Source organism: Ruegeria sp. BG7 (assembly GCF_056535685.1).
Genome location: NZ_JBQFIU010000001.1, coordinates 1,793,364 through 1,817,643, shown reverse-complemented (window position 1 = coordinate 1,817,643; position 24,280 = coordinate 1,793,364). Strand labels below are relative to the sequence as shown.

At 53.8% G+C, this 24,280-nt stretch carries 21 protein-coding genes; 14 read left to right on the top strand and 7 right to left on the bottom strand.

What is annotated here, in order from left to right; all coding sequences use genetic code 11:
- Positions 1 to 10 precede the first annotated feature (10 nt).
- Entirely contained in the window at positions 11 to 865 is an 855-nt protein-coding gene (locus tag ACR3EH_RS09070) for an alpha/beta fold hydrolase (protein ID WP_171183683.1), read from the top strand.
- A 16-nt stretch (positions 866 to 881) separates the two neighbouring features.
- Positions 882 to 2,348: a M81 family metallopeptidase gene (locus tag ACR3EH_RS09065; RefSeq protein WP_171675868.1), complete on the top strand. Its 1,467-nt coding sequence runs from the start codon at positions 882 to 884 to the stop codon at positions 2,346 to 2,348.
- 225 nt (positions 2,349 to 2,573) lie between these two features.
- On the opposite strand, the gene ACR3EH_RS09060 is transcribed toward ACR3EH_RS09065, so the two are convergent.
- Positions 2,574 to 3,422 (bottom strand): alpha/beta fold hydrolase, encoded by an 849-nt coding sequence (locus tag ACR3EH_RS09060; RefSeq protein ID WP_171183687.1) that lies wholly within the window; start codon positions 3,420 to 3,422, stop codon positions 2,574 to 2,576.
- A gap of 94 nt (positions 3,423 to 3,516) precedes the next feature.
- On the opposite strand from ACR3EH_RS09060, the gene ACR3EH_RS09055 reads away from it, so the two are divergent.
- From ACR3EH_RS09055 to ACR3EH_RS09035, 5 genes are all read left to right on the top strand, one after another.
- Positions 3,517 to 4,392 carry a LysR family transcriptional regulator gene (locus ACR3EH_RS09055; protein WP_171647453.1) on the top strand — a complete coding sequence of 292 codons (876 nt, stop codon included), beginning with the start codon at positions 3,517 to 3,519 and terminating at the stop codon, positions 4,390 to 4,392.
- Between the two features lie 325 nt (positions 4,393 to 4,717).
- Positions 4,718 to 5,200, top strand: a complete 483-nt coding sequence (locus tag ACR3EH_RS09050; RefSeq protein ID WP_256368429.1) for an adenylate/guanylate cyclase domain-containing protein — start codon at positions 4,718 to 4,720, stop codon at positions 5,198 to 5,200.
- A gap of 7 nt (positions 5,201 to 5,207) precedes the next feature.
- The gene (locus tag ACR3EH_RS09045) at positions 5,208 to 6,089 is read left to right on the top strand and encodes a tetratricopeptide repeat protein (protein WP_171183692.1); all 882 of its coding nucleotides are present in this window, start codon (positions 5,208 to 5,210) and stop codon (positions 6,087 to 6,089) included.
- A 789-nt stretch (positions 6,090 to 6,878) separates the two neighbouring features.
- Positions 6,879 to 7,256 (top strand): nuclear transport factor 2 family protein, encoded by a 378-nt coding sequence (locus tag ACR3EH_RS09040; protein ID WP_171183693.1) that lies wholly within the window; start codon positions 6,879 to 6,881, stop codon positions 7,254 to 7,256.
- Positions 7,257 to 7,344: 88 nt separating this feature from the next.
- On the top strand, positions 7,345 to 8,190 hold the full coding sequence (locus ACR3EH_RS09035) for a universal stress protein (protein ID WP_171647451.1): 846 nt from the start codon (positions 7,345 to 7,347) through the stop codon (positions 8,188 to 8,190).
- 78 nt (positions 8,191 to 8,268) lie between these two features.
- Here the strand turns inward: ACR3EH_RS09035 and ACR3EH_RS09030 are convergent, their stop codons facing one another.
- Both ACR3EH_RS09030 and ACR3EH_RS09025 read right to left on the bottom strand, forming a co-directional pair.
- Entirely contained in the window at positions 8,269 to 8,832 is a 564-nt protein-coding gene (locus tag ACR3EH_RS09030) for a flavodoxin domain-containing protein (protein WP_171183699.1), read from the bottom strand.
- Between the two features lie 327 nt (positions 8,833 to 9,159).
- A complete protein-coding gene (locus ACR3EH_RS09025; protein WP_253758651.1) occupies positions 9,160 to 10,344 on the bottom strand; it encodes a ferredoxin reductase family protein in 1,185 nt (394 codons plus the stop codon).
- A 400-nt stretch (positions 10,345 to 10,744) separates the two neighbouring features.
- Between ACR3EH_RS09025 and ACR3EH_RS09020 the strand changes: the two genes are divergently transcribed.
- Positions 10,745 to 11,248, top strand: coding sequence for an Hsp20/alpha crystallin family protein (locus ACR3EH_RS09020; RefSeq protein ID WP_171183702.1), 504 nt, complete (start codon positions 10,745 to 10,747; stop codon positions 11,246 to 11,248).
- A gap of 243 nt (positions 11,249 to 11,491) precedes the next feature.
- Positions 11,492 to 13,060, top strand: coding sequence for a trypsin-like peptidase domain-containing protein (locus ACR3EH_RS09015; protein ID WP_171675870.1), 1,569 nt, complete (start codon positions 11,492 to 11,494; stop codon positions 13,058 to 13,060).
- Here ACR3EH_RS09015 and ACR3EH_RS09010 read toward each other — a convergent pair whose 3' ends face one another.
- The gene (locus ACR3EH_RS09010) at positions 13,061 to 14,437 is read right to left on the bottom strand and encodes an MFS transporter (protein WP_371732005.1); all 1,377 of its coding nucleotides are present in this window, start codon (positions 14,435 to 14,437) and stop codon (positions 13,061 to 13,063) included.
- 283 nt (positions 14,438 to 14,720) lie between these two features.
- On the bottom strand, positions 14,721 to 15,941 hold the full coding sequence (locus tag ACR3EH_RS09005; protein ID WP_171183708.1) for an APC family permease: 1,221 nt from the start codon (positions 15,939 to 15,941) through the stop codon (positions 14,721 to 14,723).
- 439 nt (positions 15,942 to 16,380) lie between these two features.
- Here ACR3EH_RS09005 and ACR3EH_RS09000 point away from each other — a divergent pair, with 439 nt between their 5' ends.
- Both ACR3EH_RS09000 and ACR3EH_RS08995 read left to right on the top strand, forming a co-directional pair.
- On the top strand, positions 16,381 to 17,985 hold the full coding sequence (locus tag ACR3EH_RS09000; RefSeq protein WP_171183710.1) for a Na/Pi cotransporter family protein: 1,605 nt from the start codon (positions 16,381 to 16,383) through the stop codon (positions 17,983 to 17,985).
- Complete coding sequence (locus ACR3EH_RS08995; protein WP_371810535.1) at positions 17,969 to 18,553, top strand: c-type cytochrome; 585 nt, start codon at positions 17,969 to 17,971, stop codon at positions 18,551 to 18,553. Before ACR3EH_RS09000 ends, ACR3EH_RS08995 begins: the two co-directional genes overlap by 17 nt.
- On the opposite strand, the gene ACR3EH_RS08990 is transcribed toward ACR3EH_RS08995, so the two are convergent.
- A complete protein-coding gene (locus ACR3EH_RS08990; RefSeq protein ID WP_171183715.1) occupies positions 18,554 to 19,726 on the bottom strand; it encodes a cation:proton antiporter in 1,173 nt (390 codons plus the stop codon). It abuts the gene before it with no gap.
- A gap of 200 nt (positions 19,727 to 19,926) precedes the next feature.
- Between ACR3EH_RS08990 and ACR3EH_RS08985 the strand changes: the two genes are divergently transcribed.
- Positions 19,927 to 20,376, top strand: coding sequence for a phasin family protein (locus ACR3EH_RS08985; RefSeq protein ID WP_171183717.1), 450 nt, complete (start codon positions 19,927 to 19,929; stop codon positions 20,374 to 20,376).
- Between the two features lie 57 nt (positions 20,377 to 20,433).
- Positions 20,434 to 20,841, top strand: a complete 408-nt coding sequence (locus ACR3EH_RS08980; RefSeq protein ID WP_171183719.1) for a universal stress protein — start codon at positions 20,434 to 20,436, stop codon at positions 20,839 to 20,841.
- Between the two features lie 485 nt (positions 20,842 to 21,326).
- Here ACR3EH_RS08980 and ACR3EH_RS08975 read toward each other — a convergent pair whose 3' ends face one another.
- Positions 21,327 to 22,922: a GMC family oxidoreductase gene (locus ACR3EH_RS08975; RefSeq protein WP_171183721.1), complete on the bottom strand. Its 1,596-nt coding sequence runs from the start codon at positions 22,920 to 22,922 to the stop codon at positions 21,327 to 21,329.
- Positions 22,923 to 23,031: 109 nt separating this feature from the next.
- Here ACR3EH_RS08975 and ACR3EH_RS08970 point away from each other — a divergent pair, with 109 nt between their 5' ends.
- Entirely contained in the window at positions 23,032 to 24,270 is a 1,239-nt protein-coding gene (locus ACR3EH_RS08970) for a TRAP transporter substrate-binding protein (RefSeq protein WP_171183723.1), read from the top strand.
- Positions 24,271 to 24,280: the final 10 nt, after the last annotated feature.

Sequence of the window (24,280 nt, the reverse complement as noted above, 5' to 3'; positions counted from 1 at the left end):
GAGCCTTCCAATGTCAGCTTTCCCTGAATTTGGGCCAAAAGCCGAAACACACCAATTGACCATCGGCGGCGTCACCATGCGGGTCGTCGTCGAAGGGGACGGGCCGCCAGTCGTGTTTGTTCCCGGAGGCGATCAGACGGCTGAGGCCTATTCCGAGCAATTCTCGCGCCTGTCTGACAGTTTTAAGTGCATCACCTATGATCCACGGGGGGCTGGTGATACGCTGTCACCCCCTCCACCGTGGACGATGCATGACTATGCCGCAGATTGCGCTGCCGTGATTGACGCCTTTACCGGTGGGCAAGCGACCGTCTGCGGTCTGTCACTGGGCGGTCTGGTTACGCAGCAAACCGCGATAGACTTCCCGGGCAAGGTGCGGCTGGCCATTCCCATGGGCACCTCAGCCTATATCGACGGGTTCACCCGTGACTGGATGCAAGCCGAGATCGACCTGCGCAAGGATGGCATCACCCTGCCAGACTATTTTCTGGCGCCGCATTATGCGGTTTACGCCTTTCCGGCCAAAGCACTGCACGAAACCGAGCTTTGGGAACAGCTCAAGGCATCCTACACCGAACGTTTTCGGGATCGCGACCCACAGGCAACGATTGATCAGTGGGAGGCCTGTCTGGAATTCGATTGCCGCGAAGGGCTAAAAACCTGCCCGGTCCCGATGCACGTCATCGCCTTTTCCGAGGATGTTCAAACCGCTCCGGTCATGTGCAAAGTTGTTTCTGATCTTGCGCCCAACGGCGTGTTCCACGAAATTCCCGGCCTGGGCCATGTTTCGATGACCCGCCACAAACCGGAAATCGTAGCGGCAAAACTGCGCGAGATTTTGACCGCCGAATTGGTGCAGCTATAAGCGGCTGAATGATCATATGAGAATTGCAATCGCAGGATTTCAGCACGAAACCAACACTTTCGTCGACGCTCCGACGCGGCTGAGCGATTTTGAACAAGCCGACAGCTGGCCGGAATTGCTGAGTGGTCAAGACGTACTGGATGTGACCCGCGGTATGAACCTGCCCATCGCTGGTTTCGCAAAAGCTGCGTTGTTGGATGGGGTCGATGTGTTGCCTGTCCTGTGGTGCGCCGCCGAACCGGGCGGCAAGGTCACGGATCACGCCTTTGACACTATTGCCGGACGCATCGCTGACGCGTTGGCGGACATGACGCCGCTGGATGGGGTCTATCTGGACCTGCACGGCGCCATGGTCACCGAGTCCTGCGATGATGGTGAAGGAGAACTGTTGTCGAGGATCAGGCAGGTGATCGGGAAGGACTTACCGCTTGTTGCAAGCCTTGATATGCACGCCAATATCTCGGGGCAAATGGTGGATTTATCGGACGCGATGACCATTTTCCGCACCTATCCACATCTCGACATGGCAGACACAGGCGCGCGGGCCTTTCGAATGATGCTCGACATCTGTTCAAAGGGTCCACCTGCTAAAGCGTGGCGGCAGGGTGAGTACCTGATCCCCCTGCACAGCCAATACACGGAAATTGACCCGGCCAAAACGCTGTACGCCGCGCTGGATGCCTTGGACGGGTCGGGTGGGCGCCTTTTGGAACTCGCCATGGGATTCACCGCAGCCGATACAGCCGATTGCGGACCATCCGTCTTGGCCTACAGCGCGTCTCAGTCCGATGCCGAAGCATTGTCAGCGCAGATGTTCGAACAGTTGCAGACGGCTGAAGCACGGTTCGATACCGCCCTACTAAGCCCCAAAGATGCTGTTGCCACTGCACGCCGCGCAAACGTCAAAGGACCTGTTGTCATTGCGGATGTGCAGGATAACCCCGGGGCCGGAGCGTCCGCCGACACGACAGGATTGCTACGTGAGCTCGTGCATCAGAACGCGCCCTCGGCCATTCTCGGGCTGCTGCATGACCCGCAGCTGGCTGCCAAGGCCCACAAACTGGGCGAACGTGCGGAATTCGAGGCCGAGATTGGCGGTAAAGGTCCCGGCGACACCCCCTTTTCTGCACAAGTGAAGGTGCACCACCTGAGTGACGGCCAATGCAGCTATACCGGCGAAATGTATGGCGGCGGCGTTGCAACGCTCGGCCCGTCGGTCGCATTGCAAATAACCGGAACGCAGATCCATGTCCTTGTCACCAGCATTCGAAATCAATGTCTGGATCTGGCGCAGATACGTTTGTTCAATCTGGAGCCGGAAGACGCAAAGATACTATGTGTCAAAAGCACAGTGCACTTCCGAGCCGATTTTGAGCCCATCGCGCACAAGGTTTTAGTATGCGCCTCGCCGGGACAGTTTCCATGTGAACTGGCGGACGTCAGCTATTCAAAGCTGCGCGCTGAGGTTGGTACAATTGAATGATGACAACTTCTGCACCTAAAGTGAGAACAAACCGGCTAAGAACCTGTCATAAAAGGTTCGGACTGCTGCGGTAGTAGTGCGCTAACAGCAGCCATTCGTGTAAGAAATATGTACGGCGGGTTTGTCCGCATCGCAGTCATTAATGTACTGCAGAGAGAATGGCTCCTTTGCGGACGAATCTGCCGTCCCGATTGTTTTCATTAACGGCAGCTTTCCGTAGTTGCGTCATCGGTTTCTGCCGAGGAAGTCGACGAGCAATCCAGAGATCTTTTCCGGCTGATCTTCCATTGAGAAGTGACCGCAGTTTTCTAGCACATGCAGTTCTGATCCTGGAATTGCCGAGTGTAATTTGTGCGCCCAATCCACTACCTGCCATGCGTCATCTGCACCCCAAATCAGTTGTACTGGCTTTTGACCAAGCTCGCCGTAGCGCGGGGCTATCTCGTCTGTGTGCTTCGGATCATAGTGCATCACTTGATGCTGAAAGAAGCTGCCCTGTCCGACTGGGCCGCAAATGAAATCGAGGTAGGTTTCCATCGACGTCTCCGCCAAGCGCTCCTTGTTTTGAACCGTCGAGTTGAGCCAGTTGCGAAAGTGTTCTCTGTGGTCTGTATCGGGCGCTTTGATCAGCTTTTCCAAACCGGCCTGCATCTGCTCGCGCGTGCGTTTGGATGGCCAACTGTCATAGCTTACTACGTCAATCATGGTCAAACTGCGCAGCCGTTCCGGCGACTGAATGCCGAACCTCTGGGCAACGCCGCCGCCGATATCGTGTGCGATGAAGTGGAAGTCTTTAAGGCCCCAAACATCCAGCAACCCCTCAAGGATCGGCACTTGGCCCGTGACGGACGTATCAATGCTCGGGTCTTGCGGGCGCTCTGACAGGCCATAACCGAGCAGGTCATACAAATGTACTTTGTAGCCAGCTTCGACAAGCGTTGGCAGTACGTTCCGCCAAATATACGAGGAAGACGGTGTGCCATGCAGGAGAACCACGGGCTCACCCTCTCCGTGTACACCATGTGTAATACGGGTGCCGTTGATGAGAACATGTTGGTCGACGAGGTGGGTCATGAGGGGAACTCCAATTTTTTTCTTTCGCAAGTCCTAGCGCTTTGATACTTGATCAAGCAAATGAATGATTGTCATGTAGCGATAGAAATTCCGAATGGCTGAGCGTTTGGACATCGAAGGTTTGCGCGCCTTGGTCGCGATCTCGACCCATGGCGGTGTAACGCGCGCCGCCGAGCATTTAGCGCTGTCTCAACCTGCAGTGAGCCACAAAATCAAGCGGCTTGAGACTGTTCTAGATTGTGAACTCCTAGCACGCCGCGCCGGTGGGCCATTGTTCACCGAGGCCGGTACACGCCTGTTAGAGTATGCGCACCGGATGATGGATTTGCATGACGAAGCGCTCGCCGCTCTTGGAAAGAAGCCTTTGGCTGGCACCATTAAATTGGGCATGACCGAAGATACAACGGGCGGTGACGTTGCGCGCATCCTTGGCCGCTTTACACGTCTGCACCCAGAGACCACGGTCAGCACGCGGGTCGCGCAAAGCCTAACACTGTCTGATTGGCTTATCGCGGGTGAAATCGACATCGCGGTTATACAGGTCATGAGAGACGAAGTCCGGAGCGATGACCTTGTGCTGTATGAGGACCGGCTGCACTGGATCAAGTCTTATGATCTATCACTGAATCTTAACGCATCCGTTCCATTCCTCGCGTTCGATCAAAACTGCTTCTACAAGCACTGGGCACAATCGCAGAACTCAAGAACGGGTCATCAATTTGAAGCAGTTTTAGAATGCCCGAGCGTATCAGGTATCCTTTCGGCAACGCGCGCGGGGCTCGGTATAGCCCTAATGAATGGCTTGCACGTGCCCCAAGACTTGGAAGTTATCGAAGATGTGTTCCCGGAGCCTCCTGCGATTGCATACGTTGCGCGCTCTAACCCCAAAAGGCGTAGTGACGCCGCCCGCGCACTGCTCAGCGAAATCACCGCCGAGGTGGGACGCCCGTCGACCTTGCGCGTAGCGTAATTGGGAAAGCGGAAATTCACGCGAAACGCAGCATCCGGGAAGTATGGGCTCAAAGCGGTCATCTAACATCTTCGGTCAGCTATCTCAGGTTTCACAGCGTTCCAAATGTCGGCTCTGCGTACAAAGCAGACGAATTGGAAAACACCTGATCATTGCTGAACGAAGAATTATCGCTCAAGGTGCGCTAAGCATCTGGAGAAACCGCATTAGAAAACTGACGACAATTTTAGCCGCCGATCTAGCGGCCTATTCGCGCCTTATGGCCGCAGACGAAGAGGGTGTGGTTTCGCGCCTTCGTGCGATCTAGTGCGAGGTTGTCAAACCAATGGTACGTCAATCAAGCGGGCGGGTTGTCAAAACAATGGGTGATGGCTGTCTGGCTGAGTTTCCGTCGCCGGTCGAAGCTGCTCGGACTGCCCTCGCCGTTCAGGAAGCGATGGAGAGCCGTGATACAGATCGGCCAGTGCAAGAAAGGCTGCATTTTCGAATTGGGATGCATGTCGGCGACGTGGTCGTCGTTGATAACGATATCTTAGGCGATGCGGTGAATGTGGCGGCGCGGCTGGAGGCTTTAGCACCTGTTGGCGGGATTTGCCTGTCACTATCGGCACGGGATCAGATCAAGGGACGCATAGACGTTGAGATAATCCCCCTAGGAGCTGTTTCGGTAAAGAACATTCCAGAACCGATTGAAGCATGGGTTATTGGAGAAGATCCAGCCGGTTTACTTGTAGTTTCGGCAAAGCTGCCTGCCGTTGTGGTAATGCCATTTGAAGAGATTGGGAGCGAAGACGAGTTTTTTTGCTGACGGCGTCGTGGACGAAATCACTTCGGTTCTTTCAAGCGTAGGCGACATATCGGTAATAACCCGACAGTCAGCTTTCAGCTTCAAGAGTCGCATAGTAGAAGTCAGGAAAGTCGGGCGCGAGCTTGGCGCGCGGTTCGTCGTGACGGGGGCCATCCGTCAATCTGGTTCGAGGGTGCGGATTTCCGTTCAACTGAACTCTGCCATAACGGGCGCCAACCTTTGGTCGCAACGCTATGATGAAGAACTCAAAGACCTGTTCGATCTTCAAGACAAGATCGCTTCACATGTCGCCGGAGCAATTTCGCCGTCCATCCGCGCATCTGAAATAGCTGCTGCTCGAGCCGTCGCGCCGATGAATAGAAAGGCATACGAGCTTTATATGAGCGCGTTTCCACATTTTTGGGCTCATCGACGGGAGGAGAACGAGCGCGCGATTGAGCTTTTGACATCCGCGGTAAACAAAGACCCGAACGATTTTCGCGCAAAGGCGTTGCGTGCTTGGGCTTATGCTCAGCAGGCGACTTATTTGTGGAGTGAGACGCCACTAAGGTCTCGGGAATACGCTCAGTCGGACGCGGAAGCCGCCATATTGTCATCAGGTGATCATGCACCCTCACTGGTCGCGATTGCCGCTGCATTGAGCATGACAGGACTTGAGCACGAACGCTCCGGAGTGCTGCTGGAACGGGCGCTGGTTCTCGACCCAAATTCAGCCTGGGGTTGGTTGCGAATGGGGTGGAACCAAATCTATCATATGCGCGACATTCATGATGGTCTTGCAGCGTTCGACAAAGCTGAAGCTCTTAGCCCACTCGACCCATTTCGCTTCAACATCCAGTTCGGTCGCGCCTATGCGTCTCGCTGCATCTGGCTGGAGAAACGGGCATAGATTGCAACTCGGGTCATCGCCAGACCTTTTTCTTTTGGTTGATCAGATCCGCGTAGTCGCGGCCTGCTTCAATGGTTTGGGCGTGAATGTAGTGATGCTCTGCCGTTCCGAAGCTCGCATGAGCCAATATTGGTCGGATCAGCTTTGCGTGTTCCGGAGAGGAGCGCGCCAATGTCGTTGCGGCGGCATCCCGCGCCGACGCGGCTCCTTCTGGCCCGGTGCAGAAACGCGACTACGGAACCCACCGGTCGACGGGCGTCTTCAGACACTCGTCGGACCGGGGGCCGCCGAGACCGTGCGCGGTCAAAGCGGGGTAGGTGAGAAACCTGCGGGGAAGCGGCTGGCCTCCGACAAAAGGCATCGCGCGGATACGAACCTGAAAGCGAAGGGCCTTCTCTCGCATGACGGGGGGAAGGAGCGGGGGCCGGATATTGTCTGGCAAGTAAGGGCGAAGATGTGTTTTTGGAAAAAACGGCCGTGGCAATCGCCTCAGTACTTCCTCTTGTATAGCATTATTACATCTCCATGGCAGCTTTAGGTTGCAACCCGCCGCCAATGCACGGTCGAACTGACTAAAAACCAAATAGCAACTGCGACACTAGCGTGATGACGCTGTCCGCCTTTCCTGTAGATTGATGCGAATGTGGCGCGGTATTAAGTGTGTTACTTCTGGCTGAGCAGAGTTGAGTACGAATTGGCCTCATTTCATTTCCTCAGGTGCTCATTGATCCTTGTCAAGATTTGAGCGGGCAAGAAGTGGTACACTCCATGGTAACTCAGGGGGGATTCATGGAAGAGTTAATTGAAATCGGTAGATCCTTCGTCGAGGCCATGCGTGAGCGCAGGGGCCTTGGAAGTGTTGATGAAATGTATGCGGAAAACGCACAGTCGATAGAGGCCGTTGTGCCTCCGGTTCGACAATTCCGCGTTTCAAAGGGTCGCGAAGCCATCAAGGGAAAAAGAGAGGATTGGTTGGCATCGCATGAAATCAATGAACTAGAAGTGGACGGCCCCTACGTCCACCCACCCAACCGCTTTGGAGTGCGCTTCAGAGCTGAAGTGATTCAGAAGGCTACGGGTGAGCGTATGGCCCTGCGTGAGATCGCAGTGTATTCGGTGGCGGAAGGCAAGATTGTATTGGAAGAGTTCTTCATGCTGCCGAAGTAAGATAAGCGACTAACAACATCGGCTATTTGTTGGTTCAATCAATGCGCACGGCTTTCGGGCGAAGTGAAATTCCGGACGGAGGTCGGGAATGCGACACAGAACAGTGGCATATTATGTAGGAGTTGATGCTGACGACGCGTCGATTTTGGAATGCGCTGATACTGCCCGTATCCAGAACGACCACTTGAATTGCGTATTGATCGCGGCGTTACCTAGCCTGCCTTACCTGAAGTATGGATCAAACAAGTTCGTTGAGGCGGGTCTGCCCTCAGATTGGTTGGACGTTCTTCACGCGAAAAATGCCGCCTTGAAGTCTCGCGCCACTAGAGTTGAAGCGCTTCTGGTTGGGCGGGACGTATCGGCAAATGTAGTTGCCTTTATGGGGCCTGGAGCAGAGTTACAGCAACTTGTAGCAGAACAAGCCAAATGCTCCGATATCGCCTTTCTAGACGCTGGATTGCGAAGAGATCCCGATTTATTTCACATGATCGCGTGCGGAGTATTGTTTCATTCGCCTGTCGCTCTGATGATCAATGGAGATCCGTTTGCCCAACGCGACTGCATTTTTTTGGCATGGAATGACAGCTTGCCTGCGTCTAGGGCGACGCATTTAGCCTTACCCATTCTTCTGGCGGCCAATGAAGTTGTGATTGGGTGTTTTGATTTCCCGTCGCCTGAGGACTTAGAAGGTAGCGTGCCCGGAAATGACCTAGCTGAATGGCTCGGCCATCACGGTTGCGACGTGACCGTGTCGCAGTTCCAGTGCGGGGGAAATTCAATTGCAGACTGCATTCAAGAACGAGCAAGCGAAGCGGGGGCCGATCTCGTTGTTATGGGAGCTTATGGGCATTCCCATTTGCGAGAGTCAGTTTTTGGGGGCACGACGCAAGCAATGTTGGAGCAGACAAGTTTACCAGTGCTTTTAGGACACTGATGAAGTGAGCCGACGACTGTGACTTTCTGGGAGTCAAAACTATTAAAATTCATCGGTAAATACTTGAGAAACCATTTTTTAAGATTTTGCTGGAGGTTGAAGCGTGTTCGCCCGACCGTTTTCGCCAAGGAAATCTATCACAATTGACGTTAGCTCATCCCAGTCAGTAAACTCCCTTGCTCCTTCTCGTGGATCGATTTTTCGACCGAGCAAGACGACGTGCTTAAGGATCTCCCTCTCAAAATACCCGTAGTTTTCGGGCCTCACCGCGCCTGCGATCAAAGCCGTCGCATTTGGTTCAAAACCTGTTCGAAGAAGCATTTCGTCAAGATAGTCGCGTGCTTCTTCTCGACCTGACGCAAAAGCAGCTTTTAGACCGACGGAAAGCACGAGAGACTTTCGTTCCATTAGGGCGTCTCTATTTGAAGCGACAAAAGCCTCGAATGACTCGGGATGCCTACGCTCGTGGACAGGGGCCAGAAGAACAACCTTGACCACATCGTCAAGTGATACGTGGCTGGACATTTCATCGGTATTGATCAGCTTTGCGTTGAAACCAGCATTCTTCGCGACATCGTTGATGAAACACGCAATCTTTTCTGTCTGGCCTTCGACTGTAGCGAAGGCGATGAGTACGGTCATTCCGATCCTCCCATAAATCGGTCTGAATAGATTGCTGATTATGAATAAGTGGCTTGGTTTGCCCTTGATCTCCATCAAAGGCGTTACTTGGGAGAGTTGTGAAACTCCTTTTCTGTCCTCGCAGATTATGTCTTTTGAGGAAGTTCGCGACGACATACATCTCCAAGCAAATCAGCCTTTTTCGACTGATAGTTTTGAAGTTAGCCAAGGCTTAATAGTCTGCCTGGCTACCGTAAGGAAAAGGCCAAGACAGCGATGAAGACTATGAAACTGATGCACCAAACTGCGAACTTCACCTGTTTGCGTGTGGGCAGGTTTCTGAGCAGTCTAATCATAGTCAAACCTTTCAGACAAAATCCGGTGGGACGCGGTGCCCCGTGCGATCAGATGATCTTCGACGGCGTCCATCATGGCAGGGGGGCCGCAGAGAACAAAAAGCCAGCTTTCAAATTGTTCAGAAGACAAATTGTGATCCAACAGGGGACCGTCGATCAAGCCTGTCTCTCCGGACCAATCCCTTGGCGGTTCGGATAGAACATATACTGTTTCTTCTTTGGACAACTCCTGTCGAAAAACAATCTGCTCCTCCACCCGGTTGCCATAGATAAGCTTGAGACCGCGCTGTGTTCTACTCAGTCGAACTTGACGCATAATGCTCAACATGGGCGCGATCCCGACACCACCTGCGATAAGAACAATGCCTTTCTCAGGGCGGTGGCTGATCGACAGATTCCCGTGTGGGGCATCCAGATAGACTGGGGTTTGCGGAGCGATCTGTCCGAGACTGCATGTAAAATCCCCAAGTTCCTTTATTAGAAATGAAACTTCGGGGCCTTCGGCTGGTGCTGAACTAATCGAGAATGGGTTCTCGTGCAGCGAGAAAGCACTGTGGCCGACATTTAGCCAGGCAAACTGCCCTGCTTCGAAGGTTAGTCCGTTGTGACCATCTGGCTTGATGCGCAACTCCCATTGCCTCGGTGTTAGTCGAGACACAGAAGTGACGCGCCATGGCCTTTTCCTCTGACGTAAAGGCCGAACGAGATAGACATACAGCACAGTTCCAACTGCAATACTGGTCAGGGTAAGCCAGAGATACGCCAATAGCGGATGCCCACCGTAGCGCCCAGCATAGACCGTGTGGTGCAACAGCAGGCAAGCAATCACCAAGGCTCCCAGCCCGTGAAAGAGGCGCCATGTTTCGTACTTGTAATCAAGGGATTTACGGGCAATTGCCGAGGCGACCAGAATGAACAGTAAAAAATATGCGCCGATGCCCGATACCAGCGCTGAAAAGTCGGTTGAAATCGTAATTTGATTTGTTTCATCCCACGGTCGGCGTCCGCCAGAAGGCGTACCCTGATACAGAAGCGGGTGTATCAGCGCAAAGCCGAGTGCTGTACGCGCCATCAACTGATGCACTCGCATGGTCACATCCATACCCAAGCCGGAAGAGCTGAACCTGAACCGCCCAGACAGCAGGAACTCGACTAAGATTATTGAAAACGCAAGCATTCCAAGCCCGGACGCGAGCTCTTGATGAAAGGATCGTGGTGGCCATCCCAGAGACCAAGAAAAACCCAAGGGAGCCAAGATCAGCAAAACGTAAATCAGCGCCAGATAAGGCCATTTCATACGGTTTCGCTCCACTGTGCTAAAGCTAGGCAGCTCGGGCTCATTCAAAATAAACGCTAGGCTGACCTGGGGTTCCGATCAAGACTACTGAGATTGGTGTTAAATCCACCACGACATGGCAAGCTTGGTGGGCGATGTTTGCCGTTTCTGTTCGTTCAACCGGTGCGTGCGATCTGGCGACGGATGAGGTTGCATGCTTGCGCAAGATCAAGGTCCTTGACGGCTTTTTCTGTCATAATGTTGAGCGCGCGAAATCAGACCAAAGGAGGAGGCTCAAAAAATGCTAGAAGACAAAAAATCCCCGCAACTTTTCACTGGAACGCATCCGCTCTCCGACAACTTTCGGCGTGAAATGGAAACCCTGATGTCGCGTTTTTTCGGGGGAGGATCACCTTTCCTACCAATGGAAACGGCTGCGCAACGCACGGGTTTTCCGTCTCTTGACATGACAGGTGCGATTTCACCTGCAATCGATGTCCAAGAAACGGATTCTGCGATTGTCCTGACGGCTGAATTGCCAGGGCTCGAAGAGGATGATGTGGAAATTGAAATCAAGGATCGCAGGCTAATCCTGCGTGGTCAGAAGAAGATTGCGCATGACGAAACGGGCGATCTGCGTGTCAGCGAAAGAAGCTATGGCAGCTTTTCCAGAGCCATGTCGCTGCCAGACACTGTTGAAATCGACAAGATTTCAGCAACATTCGACAAAGGCGTTTTGCATATCGAAATGCCGAAGACTGAGCCTCAGGATCCAAGCCGCAAGATCAAGGTATCGTCGAAATAGACGGTTTGGTGGATCGATACAGTGCTTGAAAAGAGCAAAGTAGAGGGTCGATCGTGGATCGACCTTCTTAGAGTTGCGTCCTGATAAGTGTCTTTGGTTGAATCCGCGCGGGCACCGCAAGTATCTGTACAAATGTGTTTTTTGCACATTCGTACCAGGCCATGGGTTTGGCGTTGAAGCGTGGTAGAATGCCCTCACGCGTTTGGGTAGGGGGCCACAATGCGAAAACCAGAAGAGAGTGGCATGACACCCTCAGGACATGCTGGTGAAGGTGAGGTGCGGGCCTTTCTGGAGAGCCTGACCGGACCATCGCGCGGAAACGTGAACTGGCTGGTCGATAAAGCCCTGACCGTTTCTGTTGACGATAGCAGGGTGTTAAGCCTTCGACCTAAAGACAACCTGCCTCCGCATGATAACGATATTGCGACCCTACAGTGGGTTGACGACGGTTACACAATAACCGCGTCAGCAGGGCGTAATATATGGGTAAACGGACAAAAAGCCTCATCGGTGTCTCTGAGGCATGGCGACATGATCGAGTTTGGCGAAAAGGGCCCTATGTCTCGATACAGATTGTGCGATCACTCATTTCCCGCGCACCATACGGTCGAAGATATCTTTAGTGACGCATATGCCTACGCCCGAGCGAGCCGCCGACCTTTCGCTAAAAAGATGTCTGGCGCCCTGCGCGATAGTGGGCGGCGGCTTGCGTCTCAGACCACGATACTGTTCAGGATCACAGTTCTTGCAACGCTTCTTGTGATTGCGGGGTTTGGGTACCTGCTTTTCCAGAACGACCGGCGCTTGGCGGATAGTATCGAACAGGAGTCCCGTAAGATCGAAGCGGTAGCGGTTATGCTCGCCCAGACGCGAGAAGATGCACTTACGCCTGATGACCTGGCTTCGTTGCGTGACGCTTTTGAAAACCAAGTTCTTTCGACCGAACAGCGTCTTGGAACCTTGGAGCAGCGGGCGGGAGCGCCAACGCGGGTAATCGCCGCCTCCACTCGATCGGTCGCTTTCCTTCAGGGGGCTTACGGACTGCGCCACGTGGAAAGCGGAAAGATTTTACGGCATGTGTTGGGACCTAACGGAGAAAACCTGAAAACCCCGTTTGGCCAGCCTTGGATCGAACCGGACGGGACCGGCGAACCTGCAGAATTTCAATTCACCGGAACGGGCTTTTTGATCGCTGGAGTGCCGTTGATGGCCACCAACCGCCATGTTGCGTTGCCGTGGACATCAGGGGACCAAGAGAAGGCGCTGAGAGAAGCTGGTCTTGAGCCAGAGATGTTGAGGCTGCTGGCCTATTTGCCTGATCAGACGGATCCAATAGAGGCGCGTTTGGTCCGGTTCAGTGAAGCCGCAGACTTGGCGATTTTGGCAGTTGAGCCCAGCCGCGTTCAGGACCTCGGAATTCCGTTGGCGGATGCCACGTCGCGCGTTGGTGAAGAGCTTTATCTGTTGGGATATCCAACGGGTTTGAAAGCTTTGATCGCGCAGGCTGGTCCGGGCTTTCTAGAGGAACTGGAGGCAGAAGGAACGTTGAACTTTTGGTCGATTGCGTCCCGGCTTTCTACTCAAAGCAAGATTCACCCGCTAGCAAGCCGGGGGATCGTCGCGCGGATAAGTGGGAGCGCCATCGTTTATGACGCTGAGACTACGACCGGTGGGAGTGGAGGGCCAGCATTGAATCGGAGGGGCAAGGTCGTTGCCATCAATGCTGCGATCCTGCCCGAGTTTGGTGGTTCAAACATCGGCGTCCCGGTCTCACATCTCAGAACTCTGCTAGGAGAGGTGGAAAGCCAGTGATCATTCGCTCGTTCGGAAGCGCGAGTTTTGAACAAAGAACACAGTGACCAGTGGAACGATCACTGAGATCAGGGCCACGGAGATCAGCAAGTACCCAAGTTGACTGTAGTCCGCAGTCGACGTGACCTCACCGGTTTCGGGCTTGGTGACAGCGCGCGTGACGACGTATGTCTGGTTGAGGTATTTGGTGCTGAGGCTGCTGGCCGACAATGCCATGTTGGTAAACGATGCCATCACGGCAAAGAAGGTCGCTTTCAAATGAGTTGGGGCATTGCGTGCAATCCAAGCCAACATCGGGACCATGGCGATCTGCCCAAGCGGCGACTCAACCGCTGTATCGAGAATGGCAATAAATCTTGCGTCTACAATTCCGCCAGTACGTTCAGCTGTCCATTCATGAATGCCGTAGTAGAGAGCAAGGTTAGGCAGGGCGAGTATGCCTGCGGCGATTGTCAGCAATATCACCACATGCGCAATTGAGCGGTTGGCCATGAATGGTCGCAGAACAATTAACCCCAGCAGCGCCAGCAGCGAAGTCAACAAAGCCAAGATTGCTAAGAATTGCTCATCGAACTCTAGTTCATCGATTTCAAACCAGGTCAGGCCTGGTCCCGGCAGAGGAACGGCACGGAAAACAAAAATGATTGTCGCTGTCCCAATTAAGGCTTTGGCTTGGGCCGGTTCCAGCTCTTTGAGCAGGCGCGACATGAGGTACAGAATTACCGTCAGGGAAACCGCGAAAACTGTTTCCTGCGCATATTCGAAATCAGCGGTTCCCAGAACGATGCTGAGCACCACGAATGCGAGACCGCCGAGCAATATGGACCATTTGACTTCTGTGACTGCGTCCGGTGTGTGGGGCGGGTGTCCCCGCTGGACACGTTGACGCTGGATCAAGCTGTGAAGAACGACTCCGCTGACCGACAACACGGGTATGGCCAGTGCTACTAGGTACACTAGGCCATAGAGCGCGAGGCGCTCGGATTTTTGCAGATCTTCGGTTCCAGAGAAAATCCAGATGTTCACAGCCGCAACCGCCGCAAACCCGGAAATGATCGAGACTCTGCCCAAGGTCTGCATTGTCGTGTGCTGTGCACGGGTTTCTTCAGGTGTAAACGGGAGGCCGTGCTGGTTGACTTTGGGAACCGCCTCGACCGTCATGGCGTCGGCAACAACGTCCTGAATGGCATAGCCCGAAGGCGCCAACAGCAAGGCAACAACATACCAGTCTTCCAGTGGCATGAAACTGGACATCTGTGCAGGCGCGGTCACAAGCCCATACATTGTTAGCAATGACAACGTGATCAGGGATGCGCCAAACAGGATCAGCAGGGACTTCCAGCGCCAGAACAGGTCCACGACATGGCCAAGCGGCATTTTGAGTATCCACGGGATACCAGCCCAAAATGCAAGTCCAGCAACGAAAGAGGCGGATAAATCTAGATAGTCTTTGAGGAAAAAAGCTCCGACGACCGAGGTCAGGCCGGACACGCCGGCAGCGAAGTAGACCATCAATGGCGGTAAATACGACCATTGCAGTTGCTGAACCAGATCTACAAACGTTCTATGCCACCAGGCCGAAAGTTTTGATCCTATTGAAGTTTGGTCAGTCGTCATTTGCCATGGCAGCCCGTCGAAGCCTTTGGGTCGTTGTGTCTAGTTAGAGAAATCCAGATCCGAATAGCAATGCACTGGTGATCACCCCAAGGATCGGTACCACAATAGGAACGCGGAAATGCTTGGCGGCCTCGTCCGGCTGCATCTTCAGCAGGATAAGCGAAATATTGACCAGTACAAAGACGCCTAGAACGATCTGAGACGTGCGCTCTGCCAGAGTACCAATCGGTATAGTTTGGGTCAGCAAAACGATGATCGCCACGACCAGCAAAGTAGCGATAACTGGTGTCTGAGTTGCTTTTGGGACAATCGCCAGAACCTTCGGTAAATGGTTACGGTCAGCTAGGCCGTAGATCACCCGCGAGGCCATGATCATCTGGATCAGTACTCCATTGACTGTCGCCACAATCGCGACCGCGGAAAAGCCCTGTTTGATCACCTCGGGGGCGTTTGAAAACACAAGCGCGAGGGGTGCTGCGGATGTCGAGAGAACGTCGATCGGAACAACAAGTAGAACCGTCATTGAGGTTCCCAGATACAACATGGTCGCCAGAACGAGGGTTAGTAAAATCGCTTTTGGGATGGTGCGCACGGGGTCTTTGACCTCTTCCGCGACATTGGCCATGTCCTCGAAGCCAACAAATGCAAAGAAGGCGAGAAGTGATGCTGCGAAAATGCCTCTCCACGTGTCGAATTCAAGTGGCGGAAGCATCGAACTGATCCCGTATCCCTGCGGATCCTGAACCGACATGCCCCAGCCAATCACAAAGAGAAGGCCTGCGATCTCGATGATCGTAATGACGGCCGCAACAAAGACCGATTCAGTGATCCCCCAAAGCGCGATTAGGCCCATTATCAAAACGACGCTGATGGTCAAAACAGGAATCGCAAAACCGGTCAAAGCATGAAGATATGATGCTGCGCCAATTGCAACGGCAGAGGCAGAGATAACCCCCGAAGCCGCGACCGCGAGCCCTACGAAAACCGCCAACCATCCTTTCTGAAATCCCGCCTCAACATAGGCTGCTTCACCTGCACTGACAGGAAATCGTGTTGCGAGTTCTGCATACGAAAGCGCGGTCAGTGATACGACGAGCGCGGCTACAACGAACGACAACGCCGCAAACGGTCCGGCAATGTCAGCTGTTGCACCGACTAAAACGTAAATGCCCGCTCCGACCGTTACCCCAAGGCCATAAAGCGTGAGCAACGGGGTAGTAAGGGCCCGTCTGAGTTTCTGTTCGTTTGGATCAACAGAGCTCATAAGCGATTTCCACCAACTGCCCATTCAGAACGTCGTCAGTGGCGTCCTTCTCGTTACTTTCCGCGATTGGCGGAGCAGCTCAATCCTATGGTCAAAGCTGCACCGAATGCTTTGTGTCTCAACGTGTGGGCGCATTGGGCGCCAATCAACCAACTGGGGGCTCGCCACCACTTCTGCCGAGCCCCCGTGGGTGGAACTTCCACTCCTACAAAATTCCGTTCACCATAGTGTTCGCTTGGGGACAGGTCGGTGAACGTAGAACAAGTTGAAACATTCGCATTTCAGTATGTGATTTATGTTGGTGCTTTGATCTATGTCAATCAACTTGCAGTGTCGGGGTTGCGATGCTGGATGCAAACCAATTGTCGAACACCGTCGAACTTAAAGGCAAAGCTAAAATGTTCGGCAATGTCAGATCAAAGGTGAAAAGCTATTCGCGATGTTCTGGAACCTGTTACCAGCTTTGGGTGGCATCGGCCTTTTTCTTATCGGCATGCTGTTGATGACGGACGGTTTGAAGGCTTTGGCAGGGGCGCAATTACGAGATATTTTGGGCCGGTTCACGTCGACACCGTTTACCGGGGCGATAACAGGCGCGGTCACGACAGCTGCAATCCAGTCTTCTAGTGCAACGACTGTCGCGGCAGTAGGATTTGTCGCGTCTGGCCTTCTCACGTTTCCACAGGCGCTTGGGATCATCTTTGGGGCCAATATCGGAACGACTATGACAGGTTGGCTCGTCGCGCTCTTGGGGTTCAAGCTAGACCTGGGGCAAGTGATGTTGCCCGTTGTTTTTGTTGGGGCTTTGCTGGCGCTTTCGGGAAGAAAAGCGGTTTCCGGCCTTGGGCTGGCGTTGGCCGGGTTCAGCTTGATTTTCATTGGGATCGAGCAACTCAAGTCCGGGCTTGACGTATTTCGCGGCATAGTGACTCCTGCCGATTTCCCGCCAGATACACTGCTAGGCAGGCTGAAGCTTGTATTGATAGGCGTGCTTATCACGATGGTGACGCAGTCTTCGAGCGCTGGCGTTGCGACCGCATTGGCTGCGTTGAGCGCGGGTGCTGTGAACTTCCCTCAAGCAGCAGCTCTCGTCATTGGAATGGATGTGGGCACGACTTTTACGGCAGTTCTGGCGACTTTGGGCGGGGGCACGATGGCGCGTCGAACCGGGTTTGCTCATGTGATCTACAACGTGATGACAGGAGCAATGGCTTTTTTCTTGCTAGGTCCATTTACTTCGGTGTTTGCAAGCGGGGCGGGGGCCGGAAATTCTCTGACTGCGCTGGTCGCGTTCCATAGTTTCTTCAACGCCATAGGCGTGGCGCTGATCTTGCCGTTCGCGAAACCCTTCGCCAGATTTGTCGAGGCGCTTATACCTGACCGAGGTGCTGAGTTAACGAGATCTCTGGATCCGCTTGTCCTTGGGATGCCGGAATTAGCCGTGGATGCGGCAAAGGCTGCAGTCGAACGCATTGTAAGGGCCGAATTGGCGCACCTTCGGTCGTGTCTGGGGGCATCTCAGACAAACGGAATCGATTTTGGTCGGGATAACATTCAGACCGCCGTGTCCGAAGCCCGCTCGTATCTGGACAAAATAGAACTGCCCAGCATGCCCGACGCAGAGATATCCAACATCAAGGATATGTACCATATCCTGGATCATCTTGACCGGTTGCTTTACCGGTGTGGCCAAGATGATCGGATAAGCGAGTTACCAAAAGACTGGCGGTTGAAGCGGCTTGCTTCGGTGATGATTGCAGCAACTGATGGCTATTTGGAAATCGACGACCCAGTGGAGTGTGAAATTACGCTGAACCGCGTTCGCCGTTTTCTGCGACGACAGAGGAAACTTCGCAGAGACTTGCTCATCTCTGACGCTGCGACTGACAGTCTGCCGGACGACGTGGTCTGGGCGCGCTTGGATGCCCTCAGATGGTTGCATCGAGTGTCTTATCACCTCTGGCGAATTCGTCTGCATTTGAACGCATTGGAAGGAGTGCCGTCTGGGCGCAAGGGTGGTGAGGTCGATGACGAGGTTGCGTAGTTGGAGGCCGGGCTGGATTGGATTCGGCGCGTGCTCAAACGTTATTCGACTGAAACGGCAATGTTCGTACTGGTGCGAACAACATGAGCAAGGTCAAAGACGTTCCTTAGCTATACTGTTTAATGGGATCTTCATTTGTGGCAGAGATTTGGAGGAGAATATGCAGGTTTATCGAGGGATTCTACTGGCACTGTTAGGCACGGAGCCTGCACTAGCGCAGGAGGTCAGCGTCAGTGAGGGAAGTGATTTGTACCGGACGTATTGCTGGCAATGTCACGGTTTCGAAGCGACCGGAGACGGGCCAATGGCCGAAATGCTGGCTATTCGAACACCTGACCTTACCAAATTGGCAGGCGAGAACGACGGAGTGTTTCCGATAGATCGCATAGCTGAACAGATTGATGGTCGTTCACAATTGCTCGCCCATGGGGGCGAAATGCCAATCTTTGGCGCGGTGTTTGAAACAGACCAGCAAATCGCAGTGGCTCTACCTAATGGGCAACCTATGATGGTAGGCCTGCCGTTGGCGAATTTGCTCGCCTTCCTTGAATCGATCCAGTCTGAATAGTCACTGACCAATCTGCTGGTCCGTGTCAGCCGTGCGTTTGATTGACATGAGAGTCAGTGGCGGCCCCAACACCTCGAAGGCCACAGTACTGGCTAGAGTAAAGGCCATGATCGACGCGGCCCAATGCGGAAACTGCTCTCCGGCTACAAGGGCCATACCTACCGCGACACCAGCCTGTGGCAACAAAGCGGGACCGTACCAGCGGGTCTGACGGCGAGGCAGGCCGCCCAGTTTTGCTCCGCAGTAACCTCCGACAAGGCGGGCCACGGCACGTAAGAATAGGAAAAGAGCACCAGCCCAGCCCATCAAACCGAAGGCTTCAACTTCCAACGTGGCGCCAGCCAAAAGGAAGAACAGGATCATGAATGGCCACTGAATGTGCTCGATCTCATGAAAAGCACGGTCGTGATGGCGGGCAAGATTCCCAATCACTGCGCCGACAACCATGCCTGCTACTAGAAATGAAACCTGCAGCCAAAGCGCGAGACCCGCTGTAAGAAAGACGATGCCCACTGCTTCTGCCTGCATTGGCTCTCCCGGTTTCAAACGGCCGGTTAGGTAAGCGGACGGAACGCCCAAGGTGACACCCAAAACAATGGCGCCTCCGAAATCCCACATCGCTGCGGCGGTGATGCTGGCCCAACCATCCGAATGACCGGCCAGAACCAGGGCGATGCTGAAAACGATCAGACCCCAAGCGTCATCAATTGCGACGACGCCCTTTAATGTCTCGGTAAAGCTGTTAGACACCCCAGATTGTTTGATCACATCAGTTATGGCGGCCGGAGCCGTAGCTGTGGCAATTGCCGCCAACACCAATGCCAATCCAAACGGCATACCAATTGCGGTCAATCCAGCAGACACGATAACAAGGGTTGCAACCACGATTGAAATCGAAATCGTCAGAATGGCCCGGCCATGTCGAACCAGGTTCTCGCGGGTCAAAGATCCGCCAAGAAGGAACGCGACCATCGTCAAAGCCACAATGGAAATCTCGTCGAACCACATGGCAACGTCGAGTGGGATTAGCCCCATTCCGGCGTTCCCGGCGATCAGACCGAGGAACAGTAAGGTTGTAACACGAGGAAGATGCGTGGCCCGGCCTAGTTGGTCGGCCGCCAATCCGGCAAGAAAGAGAACACCAAGAGTAATCAGAAAGCCGGCAATGTGCATAGAAATCCAAACGTTAAGTTCTTGTCTAGACTACTCTAACTCCAACGCTGCCCTCTAGGAACCGATGTCGGAGAGAATGCGAGTGTCCCGTTGCGGCCTATGCCGAGGGTAATAAAAATAAGGGATTTTGATCTGTATTAAGGCGAAAGCGCGCCGCAGGTGGCACAATAGCCTATTCAGGGAATGAGGAGGATTTTTCGATGCCGACAAAGAAATCTAACACAAATAGCCCGACCTCACTTTTGGATGTTTTCAAGCAAATGCAGCCACCCATGTCTGGCAATCCGGCCTTCGGTGCCCAGATCGAACAATTTTGGGACGCGCAAGAAAAATTGCTCGAAGAAACAGAGGTCTTTGCGCAGCATTGGTTCGAACGGCGTCATGAGGCGGTCCGGACGGCTCTAAAAGCTGCACGCAATGTGTCTTCCACGAACCCGTCCGATCCCTCTAAAGCCTTTCAGAGCATGGCGGAGTGGCAGCGCCATTCGGCGGAGCGGTTGGTTGCTGACGCTCAGGAATGGTTCGAAACCGTGTCCCGCTGTGCATCTTATGTCGCTGAAACCGAAGCTGAAGCTGTTGAGAAAACAGTTGATGATGTTGTAGCCGCTACAAAGAGCGCGGGGAAATCTTCAAAGTCCGAGCCTGTATAGATTTCCTGCTGCCGAGGAACCAAACTGGAATCATCGGAGCAGTAGATAGGAGGTCAAATGTACAAGAATATCCTGATCCCGGTTGCTCTGGACCAAGAACACGACACACAAGCGTCGTTTGAAGCCGCGCGCCAATTGGCTGATGCGGACGCTGTATTCACCGTGATACACGTCCAAGAACCAATTCCGGCGTATGTAGGGTCTCAAATTCCCAGCGAATTACTTGCCAATACGCGGCATGAAATCTTGGAAAACCTGCATCAAACTGCTTCTGAAATTCCAGGCGCGAAGGCTCGGCTCATCTCTGGGCACGCGGGTAGGGCTATTGTCGATTTCGCAAATGAGAGCGACGCGGATTGCATCGTCTTGGCTTCGCACAAGCCTGGTTTTGAGGACATATTTTTAGGTTCCACTGCGAACAGAGTCGTGCACCACGCCAAGTGTTCGGTTCACGTAATTCGGTGATCCAATGTTAGCGGGGTGGCTTCCTTTTTGAGTGGCCCCTACTTAGTGAGCCAAATCCAATCGAGAGGATTGACCGCTGAGCCAAAGAACCCTTGGACTGCAGCTTGCCTGCGGTTTCGAATTTATTAGAACGCTGGATTTCTTTAGTGTGAAGAGCGGTTGCTGGTCGGTCGCTTGGAGGCTTTCGACACTTGGGTTGCTTCGGAGCCTCAGATTGTGTTTCGAGATGTAGTCTACTTTCCTTTTCTTCGAAGGACGGTTGTGCGATGAAGGCCAAATCCTGCTCCCGCAACCAGTGTCGGAAAATCCCAACACAGACCGGTCAAACTACAATTGATCCACAAAATCAATTGCTCGAAGCCTTAACATCCGCAGGATCAAAACCAAAAGGTCAGAGGTTCATATCCTACTCCTCCTACTCCCGTAAACGCTTGGCTCGAACACACAATCAAACCGACGGGTCAAACACCTTACCCGTTGTTGTTTCAGGCATCCGCTCTTATCAAATCACTGGCCTTTTCGCCGATCATGATGGCTGGCGCATTGGTGTTACCACTGACGATTTCCGGCATGATCGAGCAGTCGGCCACACGTAAGTTGGCTATGCCGTGTACTTTTAGTTTTGCATCTACGACTGATGCTTCGGTGCTTCCCATCGCGCAAGTGCCGGTAGGATGATAGATTGATGCGGTGTTTGACCTTACCCAGTCCAGCGTGCCTTCGTAGTCGTCGGAACTCAGCTGAGCCGTTGGCCGAAACTCCTCTGATATTTTCGAGGCTAAAGGATTCTGTTTGGCTATTCTGCGCGCGATGTTCACCCCGTCAACAATGGTTCGGCAATCCGTTTCAGTGGACAGATAGTTCGGTTTTATTTTGAGATGTTTAGTCGGATCCGGACCGTTCAAACAAAGCTCTCCCCGGCTTTCCGGGCGCAGTTGGCAGACCGACATGGTGAAGGCTGAAAACGGATGAACACCCTCGCCGGGGCTGTCAGCGGACCAAGGCTGGACGTGAAACTGGATATCGGGCGTTTCTACATCTGGCCGGGTTTTCATGAAACCGGTGGCAAGGCTGGCCGCCATGGTCATAGGACCTGCACGGAACAATGCGTATTTCAGGGCGATGCGCGCCTGATTAAAAAGGCTGCGGACTTCATCATTCAGCGTCGGCTCATTGCATTTGAATACTAGCCGGGCCTGCAAGTGGTCCTGTAGCCCTTTTCCGACACCCGTCAGGGCGTGCAGCGGCTCGACGCCATTTTCCTTTAGGTGGTCTGGGTCTCCGATCCCTGAAAGCATCAGGATCTGTGGCGAGTTAATCGCTCCGCCGGACAGGATGATTTCACGTCGGACTGTTAGGGTCTTCTCAACGCCGGAACGATCCCGGTAAACCAGACCGGTTGCCTTTTTCCCTTCCAGAACCACGCGCGTTACCAGAGCGTTCGTAATGATGTTCAGGTTTTGTCGATCCCGAATGGGTTTCAGATAGGCAACGGCAGCACTGCACCGGCGGCCATTGCGGGTTGTCAGTTGGAAATAGCCGACGCCTTCTTGCTCGGCCCCATTGTAATCGGGGTTGAAAGGATAACCTGCCGCTTGCGCCGCCGCGACCCAGGCGTCGCAAATCGGGCGCTGAATGCGCATGTTGGACACCGAAAGCGGCCCGCCCACACCGTGAAACTCATCCTCGCCGCGTTCCTGATCTTCGCAGCGTTTGAACAGCGGTAGCACATCGTCCCAGCCCCAGCCCTCGTTTCCCATCTGCCGCCAGCGGTCATAGTCCTCTTTCTGCCCGCGCACGTAGAGCAACCCGTTTAGAGAGGACGACCCACCCAGCACCTTGCCGCGCGGCCAATCGATGGATCGACCGTTCAGACCTGGGTCAGGCTCGGTGCGGTAACACCAGTCGACCGAGGGGTTGTGCATGGTTTTGAAGTAACCAACAGGAATGTGAATCCACGGGTTGGTATCGCGGCCACCTGCTTCTAGCAGTGCGACAGTCGTGTTGGGATCAGCGCTTAGCCGATTGGCGATAACACAGCCCGACGACCCCGCGCCAACAACCGCATAATCCACCTCCATGACTGCCTCCTCCCAATGTCGCTGAAAAAAACTCTATGCAAGTTGATCGAATTATACTAGCATTTTTTGATACAAAAAGTCTCAATAATTGCGATCAGGGAGGTAAGCAATGGAGATCGGTAAGAAACTGAGTGGGATTTCGCGGCGGGATTTCTTCCGCGTGGCAGGTCGTTACGGCATGAGTTCGACTCTGCTGGCAGCAGGCGGGTTCGGTGGGGCGATGAGCTTGGCAAACCTGGCGCAAGCAGCTGAATCCACGTACGAAAAACGGTTTTCGAAAGAGCCCAAACACACGCTTAAGTTTGGCGCTTCAGGCTTTAATACTCGCAACCTTCTGATCGAACGCGCCGGAGCTATCGAGTTTGCGCGCGATCTGGAAGAACGAACAGATGGTGAGATTCGGATCGAGTTTATCGGCGACAATCAGATCTGTGGACAGCTCAGCTGTGTTGAGAAAACCCAGCAGGGAATCGTCGATATATACGCTGCTTCGACCCAAAACTCGGCTGGTGGCGCGCCTTACCTGAACGTGCTGGACTACGCCTATATGTTCCCAAGCCGTGCGGCGCAGTACCATTTCTTCTACAGCCCTGCGAGCCAACGCATTCTCCGCGAACCCCTGGAGAAACGGCATGGGCTGAAGTTCCTCTTTACCCATTGCGAACTGCGTGGCCTGCAAATGGGCTCAACCTTTGCCGATAAGCCTACGGTGACCAAGCTGGAAGAGTTGTTCGGCACCAAGAACCGCGTGACCGGCACGCAGTTGGGCCGGATCGCAATGCAGTTGCTGAACCTGAACCCGGTTCCGGTGGCCTGGGAAGAGACGCTGGATGCGCTGAAAACCGGTCTGATTGACGGGGCTGAAACTTGGGCCTCCGCCGTGGCTTACGCCAATATGGCACCGGTGGTTTCGCAGTCGGTGAACCTGAAGTTCTTCTGTGGCACCGAGCATACGTCGATGTCGGCCAAGGTCTTCGACGGCCTCGGGGGCGAGTTGCAGGACGCAGTGATGGAGTCTTCCTACTTCACTCAGGCGTTGATCCAAGGTGCGAATGAGGCCGCGTTGTTGAACACTGTTGGCTTCTCGGAGCCGCAGCTTCCCAACACGATCTTTGCCGAAAACGGTGTCCGCCCGGCCTTCCTGCCGGACGATCAGATCAAACTGGCCGAAGAGATGTGCGCACCGAACTATAACCCTGAACCTTGGGCGCAGTGGCGTGAACGCCTGAACAAATGGGCAGGCGGCATCGATACGTATCAGGAAATCTACGACATCGCGCGTGAAATTCCGGCTGACACCCTGCCAGAAAACGTAGAGCCGCGCCGTTGGTGGATGGGCCAAGCCTGATAAGCTGATG

Coding starts and splice junctions, on each gene's coding strand:
- ACR3EH_RS09000 (WP_171183710.1), top strand. CDS start 16,381: ATGTTCTGGAACCTGTTACCAGCTTTGGGTGGCATCGGCCTTTTTCTT.
- ACR3EH_RS09020 (WP_171183702.1), top strand. CDS start 10,745: ATGCTAGAAGACAAAAAATCCCCGCAACTTTTCACTGGAACGCATCCG.
- ACR3EH_RS09035 (WP_171647451.1), top strand. CDS start 7,345: ATGCGACACAGAACAGTGGCATATTATGTAGGAGTTGATGCTGACGAC.
- ACR3EH_RS08995 (WP_371810535.1), top strand. CDS start 17,969: ATGACGAGGTTGCGTAGTTGGAGGCCGGGCTGGATTGGATTCGGCGCG.
- ACR3EH_RS09060 (WP_171183687.1), bottom strand. CDS start 3,422: ATGACCCACCTCGTCGACCAACATGTTCTCATCAACGGCACCCGTATT.
- ACR3EH_RS09015 (WP_171675870.1), top strand. CDS start 11,492: ATGACACCCTCAGGACATGCTGGTGAAGGTGAGGTGCGGGCCTTTCTG.
- ACR3EH_RS09050 (WP_256368429.1), top strand. CDS start 4,718: ATGGTACGTCAATCAAGCGGGCGGGTTGTCAAAACAATGGGTGATGGC.
- ACR3EH_RS08980 (WP_171183719.1), top strand. CDS start 20,434: ATGTACAAGAATATCCTGATCCCGGTTGCTCTGGACCAAGAACACGAC.
- ACR3EH_RS09070 (WP_171183683.1), top strand. CDS start 11: ATGTCAGCTTTCCCTGAATTTGGGCCAAAAGCCGAAACACACCAATTG.
- ACR3EH_RS08985 (WP_171183717.1), top strand. CDS start 19,927: ATGCCGACAAAGAAATCTAACACAAATAGCCCGACCTCACTTTTGGAT.
- ACR3EH_RS09005 (WP_171183708.1), bottom strand. CDS start 15,941: ATGAGCTCTGTTGATCCAAACGAACAGAAACTCAGACGGGCCCTTACT.
- ACR3EH_RS08990 (WP_171183715.1), bottom strand. CDS start 19,726: ATGCACATTGCCGGCTTTCTGATTACTCTTGGTGTTCTCTTTCTTGCC.
- ACR3EH_RS09040 (WP_171183693.1), top strand. CDS start 6,879: ATGGAAGAGTTAATTGAAATCGGTAGATCCTTCGTCGAGGCCATGCGT.
- ACR3EH_RS08975 (WP_171183721.1), bottom strand. CDS start 22,922: ATGGAGGTGGATTATGCGGTTGTTGGCGCGGGGTCGTCGGGCTGTGTT.
- ACR3EH_RS09030 (WP_171183699.1), bottom strand. CDS start 8,832: ATGACCGTACTCATCGCCTTCGCTACAGTCGAAGGCCAGACAGAAAAG.
- ACR3EH_RS09065 (WP_171675868.1), top strand. CDS start 882: ATGAGAATTGCAATCGCAGGATTTCAGCACGAAACCAACACTTTCGTC.
- ACR3EH_RS09055 (WP_171647453.1), top strand. CDS start 3,517: ATGGCTGAGCGTTTGGACATCGAAGGTTTGCGCGCCTTGGTCGCGATC.
- ACR3EH_RS09010 (WP_371732005.1), bottom strand. CDS start 14,437: ATGCCGCTTGGCCATGTCGTGGACCTGTTCTGGCGCTGGAAGTCCCTG.
- ACR3EH_RS09025 (WP_253758651.1), bottom strand. CDS start 10,344: ATGCTTGCGTTTTCAATAATCTTAGTCGAGTTCCTGCTGTCTGGGCGG.
- ACR3EH_RS08970 (WP_171183723.1), top strand. CDS start 23,032: ATGGAGATCGGTAAGAAACTGAGTGGGATTTCGCGGCGGGATTTCTTC.